General features: G+C 66.7%; 6 protein-coding genes and 1 tRNA gene. 2 read left to right on the plus strand and 5 right to left on the minus strand.

All coding sequences use genetic code 11. From position 1 onward, the window contains the following. Positions 1-543, plus strand: a 543-nt coding sequence (locus ACRDUX_RS19890) for an FTR1 family iron permease (RefSeq protein WP_526415736.1), incomplete at its 5' end; no start/stop codon positions are given. Beyond that, a complete protein-coding gene (gene efeO, locus ACRDUX_RS19895) occupies positions 540-1,718 on the plus strand; it encodes an iron uptake system protein EfeO (protein WP_526415737.1) in 1,179 nt (392 codons plus the stop codon). The genes ACRDUX_RS19890 and efeO, both read left to right, overlap by 4 nt. Before the next feature lie 48 nt (positions 1,719-1,766). Here efeO and ACRDUX_RS19900 read toward each other — a convergent pair whose 3' ends face one another. The 5 genes from ACRDUX_RS19900 to ACRDUX_RS19920 all read right to left on the minus strand — a co-directional run bounded on the left by ACRDUX_RS19900 (position 1,767) and on the right by ACRDUX_RS19920 (position 5,937). Further along, on the minus strand, positions 1,767-2,774 hold the full coding sequence (locus ACRDUX_RS19900) for a vWA domain-containing protein (protein WP_526415738.1): 1,008 nt from the start codon (positions 2,772-2,774) through the stop codon (positions 1,767-1,769). Positions 2,775-2,954: 180 nt separating this feature from the next. Further along, entirely contained in the window at positions 2,955-4,601 is a 1,647-nt protein-coding gene (locus ACRDUX_RS19905; RefSeq protein WP_526415739.1) for an alkaline phosphatase family protein, read from the minus strand. A 221-nt stretch (positions 4,602-4,822) separates the two neighbouring features. Then, positions 4,823-4,913: transfer RNA gene (locus ACRDUX_RS19910), tRNA-Ser, on the minus strand. Between the two features lie 56 nt (positions 4,914-4,969). Continuing rightward, positions 4,970-5,422: a nucleoside deaminase gene (locus ACRDUX_RS19915; protein WP_526415740.1), complete on the minus strand. Its 453-nt coding sequence runs from the start codon at positions 5,420-5,422 to the stop codon at positions 4,970-4,972. Then, positions 5,419-5,937, minus strand: coding sequence for a tRNA adenosine deaminase-associated protein (locus tag ACRDUX_RS19920; RefSeq protein ID WP_526415741.1), 519 nt, complete (start codon positions 5,935-5,937; stop codon positions 5,419-5,421). The genes ACRDUX_RS19915 and ACRDUX_RS19920 overlap by 4 nt, the downstream gene beginning before the upstream one ends. Positions 5,938-6,138 lie beyond the last annotated feature (201 nt).

Below are 6,138 nucleotides of genomic sequence, written 5' to 3' on the forward strand. Positions count from 1 at the left end.
CTTCTGGCCTTCCTCGCCGTCGGGCGAGAGGGGGTTGAGACCGCACTGTTCATGGTGGGCTATGCAGAAGCCGAGACTCTCTGGCCGCTAACGGGTTTGGTGATCGGCGTACTCGTGGCCGCGGCGATCGCCTACGGCATGTACGCCGGCGCAGTGCGCATCAATCTCGGCAGCTTCTTCAAGTACACCGGCATCTTCTTGATCATCGTGGCCGCGGGAATCTTGGGGTACGGCGTTCGCGCACTGCAGACGGTCGGTTGGCTTCCAGGCGTGGGATCTCCGGCCTTCGACATCTCGTCCTGGTTCGATTGGTCAGCGTGGTACGGCGAAATCGTCCACGGCGTCTTCAATCTCAGACCGGACCCCACCCTTCTACAAGCTGCTGCCTGGCTCGCCTACCTCGCGGTGATCCTGTTCTTCTTTCTCCGGCCGATCGTGGTCGTTGCGTCGGCCAAGAGGGTGGCAGCCGACGCCCCGCCCACCAACAGCCCTGACGACACCCGCAACGTGCTCACCCCACCCAATGAAGGATCACCCCGATGACGCCCAGCGTGACCTCGCGCTTCCCGATCGGCGTCGCGATCATCACCGCCGCGCTGGTCGGTGTCGCGGTGACGAGTTGCGCTGCCAAGCAACCCGGTGCCACGACCCCCGTCGGCGCGGCAGGGGCGGGCAACCAGATCGCCGTCAACGCGTCGGACTCCACCTGCGAGCTGTCCGGCACGACGGTGGCCACCGGTCCAAGCACGTTCGCCATCACCAACAACGGCGGCAAGGTCACCGAGTTCTACGTCTACGGCGCGGGCGACCGCGTGATGGGCGAGGTCGAGAACATCTCCCCTGGTTTGAACCGCACGCTCGTGGTCCAGCTGACCGAGCCTGGCAAGTACCAGACCGCTTGCAAACCGGGCATGGTGGGAGACGGGCTGCGCGGTGATCTCACCGTCACCGGCGATACCGTGCAGATCGAGACCGAGGGCAAGTTCAAGACCGCCGCCGACGACTACGAGCGGTACGTGAACAGCCAGACCGACGCGCTAGTAGCGGCCACTGACGTGTTCGTCGCCGCCGTCAAGAAGGGTGACGTCGCCGCTGCGAAGGCGCAGTTCCCGATCGCCCGCACCTACTACGAGCGCATCGAGCCGGTCGCGGAGTCCTTCCCCAACGACCTCGACCCGCGCGTCGATCTGCGAGAGGCCGACCTCGCGCCAGGCCAGAAGTGGACCGGCTTCCACGCACTGGAGAAGCAGCTGTGGGTGACGGGCTTGCAGCCCGACGCCAACGCGCTCGCCGAGCAGCTGGTCGCGGACGTCAAGGAGCTCGACGTGGGCGTGAAGGCGCCCGACTTCACCATCGACTCCACGCGGATCGCGGGCGGCGCACAGACCCTCCTCGACGAGATCGGCAAGACGAAGATCACGGGCGAGGAAGACCGCTTCAGCCATACCGACCTGTGGGACTTCGAGGCCAACGTCCAGGGTTCGCAGACCGCGGTGGCATCGGTCCGGCCGATCCTCGACCAGGCGCAACCCGAGCTGGGAGGCAAGGTGGACCAGCGGTTCGCCGACGTCGAAGCGCTGCTGGCGACGTACCGTCGAGGCGACGGGTTCGTCTCCTACGACACCGTCGCCGAGCCGCAGCGCCAAGAGCTCTCGCGCGCGATCGACGCACTGTCGGGAGAAGTCAGCCAGGTGCAGGGTGTCATTGCAGGTCAGTAGCGATGCCGGACAATGACGGCCCGGCAGTCGCGTCCCGCCGTTCGACCCTCAGATGGGCAGGCGTCGGTTGATCAGCAGTCCGGCCAGTGCCGCTAGGGCCAAGACCACGGCGCCCAGCCTCAACCAGCCCACACTGGCGTCACCCTTGACGGTCTCATAGCCGATCTGCTGCTGCAGCGTCGTGAAGACCTCCTTGAGCTGCACCAGGTTCGACGCCGAGTAGCTGTTGCCGTTGGACAATTCGGCGATCCTCTTGAGCGTCTCGTCATCGACCGGCACGGGCAGGCGCTGACCGTTCAAGTCCACCACGCCATATGGGGTACCGAACGACACGGTCGAGATCGGCACGCCCTGGTCCTTAGCGGTGCGGGCGGCGGTGTACGCGCCCTTGGGATTGTCCGGGGTCGACGGCACCGTCTCCTTGCCGTCGGACATCAGCACGATGCGCGCCGGGGGTGGTTTGTCGCCGCCGCCGATGACCGCACCGACGGTGGCGATGGACTGCAGGGCGGTGAAGATGGCCTCACCCGTGGCGGTGCGGTCGGCCAGCTGAAACTTGCTGATCGCGATCTTGGTCGCCTCGTGGTTGGTCGTCGGCGACACCAGGACCGTCGCGGCGCCCGCGTAGGCGATCAGACCGAGATTGATGCCGGGGGTCAACTGGTCGGCGAACTGCGTGGCGGCCTCCTGGGCCGCAGCCAGCCGACTGGGGGCGACGTCGGTGGCCCGCATCGATTGCGATACGTCGACGACCAGCATCACCACGGCGCGGTTGCGCGGTACCCGGACGTCGTTGGTGGGCCCGGCCATCGCGACCGTGAACAACACGAGCGAGGACACCAGCAGTATCGCCGGCAGGTGACGCCAGCGGTTCGGCCGAGTGGGGGCCACGCTCTCCAGCAGCTCCATGTTGGCGAATCGGAGCATGCGCCTGCGCCGCGTCACCTGGGCTGCGACGTAGAGGCCGATCAAACCCAAGACCGCGAGTAGGAACACGAAGTACCAGGCGTGCTCGAATCCCGAGAGGCCCATCATTCCTAGAAACGGTATTGCCATGTACGCCTCGTCATTTCGGCCTCATTCGCTCAGGCTTCGCTCAGCCTTCGGCTGCGACATTCGACGCGTCGACCTGAAAGACCAAGCGTACGTGAGCGACTCGATCGGCGAATCCCCGGACGAGTGAGTCGTGCAGTCTCAGCGTTCGTTAAGCAATGACGTGCCAGGATCGAGCCTCCACTACAGCCCAGGCAGCGCTGCGGTGTGTTCGGCGACGACGGCTTGGAGTTTCTGCGGGTCGAGATGCAGACGGGTGAGGATCGTCGGTGCGATCTGTGCAGTGGTGACCGAGGATTGGTCGTCGCCAGGGGTGATGCCAGGACCAGCGACGATCAATGGCACGTTCCGGTCGGCCGGCGTGACGCCGCCGTGTTCGGCGATCTTCGCCGTGCCGCTGGTGTAGACAGTGCCGGGCTGGGTGGAGGCGTAGACGTCGGGTACCCGCGGATCGCCGGGGGCGGCGCCGAAGAAGGTCGCGGCCTCGGGGCCCGCGTAGATCCGGTCGGTGCCAGAGGCGGTGTACGCCTTCGGCTTCCCTGCGATGTCGGTGCCCTGGCCGTTATTGGCGTGAAGCCGGTCGGCGACGAACGCCGCCGCGGCGGGCGATCGGTCGGCCAGCCACATGATCATCGCGTCGTCGTCGACGGAGTGCACGATCAAGTCTGGGACGTCTGGGTGAGCGGAAGCCCATTCGGCGTTGATGGCGTCGATGATCTTTCCGTCGTCGACACGGGTGAGGGTGTCGGGCTTCATCGGCGACTGGCCGTGTTTGGCCGAGACGATGACCGTGGTGGTGTCGGCGATCCCGGCGGCGTCCAGCGCGGCGACCATCCGCCCGATCTGGGTGTCGACGAAGCCGAGTGCGGAGGCGAGTACCGGGCCGGCGGCCTGCCCGTCGGGGCCGTAGCCACCCGGCTGCCCGCCGGACTCGGCCAGCTTCTCCGCGGTCGACACCGACTGGAAGTTCATGCCGAACAGCGACGGTACGCCCACCTGCGTTCGCCCCGAATGATCCTTGCCCGCAATTTCATTGGCGATGGCATCCACCTTGTACGTGTCATACCGCTGAGTGAGGGCGTTGTCGTTGGTCCAGCTGTCAGCGTCCTTGCTGCCCGCGGGATTGCTGTCGACCTCTGGGGTGAACAGATCATCGATCGACGGAGCACCCGCGCCGTCGAGGATCGCGTAGGCCGGGTGCTTGTCGGACCACGCCGTACGGAGCCCAGCGTCGTGGGCGACGGCGAACACCGTGTTGACCTTCAGGTATGCACCGGGCATCAGCGGCTTGCAGGACGCGGGGTCCACCGGCAGCTTCGCGGTATCGATCACCTCGGTGGGCGCGGCGGTCATCTGCAGGACCCCATCGGGCAGATTGCTCAGTCCCTGGCCGCCATCGATCTTGGTGACGTCCTTGTCCAGCTCCTCGGTAAAACTCACCGTCCCGCCGGGTTTGGCGCTTGCGCAGTCCGTCGTGCCAGGCTCGAGGAGGTCGTGGGCGTAGCTGTCGTCGTAGTACACCCCGGTGGTCCTCGGATTCCCACCGGTCACCTGAGCAAGGAGTCCGGGAAAGGAATCCGACGGTACCGGCGTCTGAGCGTTCGTGAAGGTGACACCCCGTCCGACGAGCGCCGCGAGTGCCGAATCCGGATGCGCCCGCATGTAACTCGCGAGGTCGGATTGATGCATGCCGTCGATCGACAGGAGCAGGACGTGCTGAGCGCCCCCCGAGGCCGGGGCGGACGGCTCGCTCGAGCAGCCGGCAGCGACGACGAGCAGTAGCGCGGCACAGGCAGCGGTAGCGGCCCGTCCTGGTCGAAATGGGGGCACTTGGGTCTCCGAGGATCATGGTGAACGGGTCCGCCGCAGCTTGGATGCGCGGAATGAACGGGGCTTGAACGCGGAACGAAGTTCACCCGTGGTCTCTCAGCGAAGCTTCAGCTCTGCGGTGCTATGCCGAGGCCTCGACGGGCGTCCGGTGACCAGCGCATTTCGACGGCGCATTGCGCGAATGAAAAAGCTCCCCACCAGTGTGAACCGGTGGAGAGCTATGGCGGTGGCGGAGGGATTTGAACCCTCGGACGGGGGTTACCCGTCACACGCTTTCGAGGCGTGCTCCTTAGGCCGCTCGGACACGCCACCGTCGGGCAGCTTACCGGGAACCCGGCACGGCCCCCTAATCGCCGTCGCAGCCCCACTCAACGCTGCCTGGCGAAGAACTCCTCCAGCGGCGCCGCGCACTCTTCGGCCAGCACACCGCCCCGCACTTGCGGCCGGTGTGTGAGCCGCCGATCGCGGACGACGTCCCAGAGGGAGCCGACGGCGCCCGTCTTGGGTTCCCACGCACCGAAGACCACCCGGGCGACGCGCGCCATCACCAGCGCCCCGGCGCACATCGTGCACGGCTCGACGGTCACCGCCAGCGTCGCGCCCTCCAACCGCCAGCCGTCGCCGAGCACCCTGGCAGCCGCCCGGAGCGCCAGGATCTCGGCGTGCGCGGTGGGGTCGCCGAGTTCCTCACGAGCATTGGCCGCACGCGCCAGCTCGGTGCCATCGCGTCCGAAGACCACCGCACCGATCGGCACGTCACGGGCGCCCGCCGTGGCCGCAGCCTCGAGCGCGAGGCGAATCAGGCGCTCGTCGTCCGTCAACGATCGAGTTTGTCCAGGAACGCCGACATCTCGTCGCCGAAGCCCATCTCCTGCGCGATCCGCGACAGCTGCTCGTCGGCGTAGTCGTCATCGGAGAGGATGATGCTGAGCACGCCCTCGGACAGGCCGATATCGGACAGCAGGCCCAGGTCGCCCTCCTCGAACGGGTCCTCGTCCTCCAGATCGTCCGGGTCGAGGTCGGCGTCGAGCTTCTCCAGCACTTCCCTGGCGATGTCGTAATCGACCGCAGCGGTCGCGTCCGACAGGAACAGGCGGGTACCCGCAGGTGCGGGGCGCACGATCACGAAGAACTCGTCATCGACGTCGAGCAGGCCGAAGACCGCGCCGGCGCTGCGGAGTTCCCGCAATTCGGTCTCCGCGGCCGTCAGACTGGTCAACGAAGTGCGCCGCAACGACGAACACCGCCACTTGCCGTCTTCGCGGACGACGGCAACGCCAAATCCGTCGGGGAGATCCGCAGCCTGGTTCTGCGCCTGCGCTCGCTGTGCTCCCATGAAACCAACGCTAGTCCCAGATCACGCGCTTTGACCAGCGATCGAGCCCAAACCCGACGCCCGCCCGACGCCGCGGTATGCCAACCTTGTTGCGTGGCTACTCCGGCGATGAACGCGTACGCGAAGAGCAGACTGCCGGTGTGTGTGCTGGGCCTTGGATTGATAGGCGGCTCCGTGATGCGGGCGGCGAAGGCCGCCGGC

Origin of the sequence: Mycobacterium sp., from assembly GCF_050701675.1 — a bacterium.
In the GTDB taxonomy this organism is placed as follows: domain Bacteria; phylum Actinomycetota; class Actinomycetes; order Mycobacteriales; family Mycobacteriaceae; genus Mycobacterium.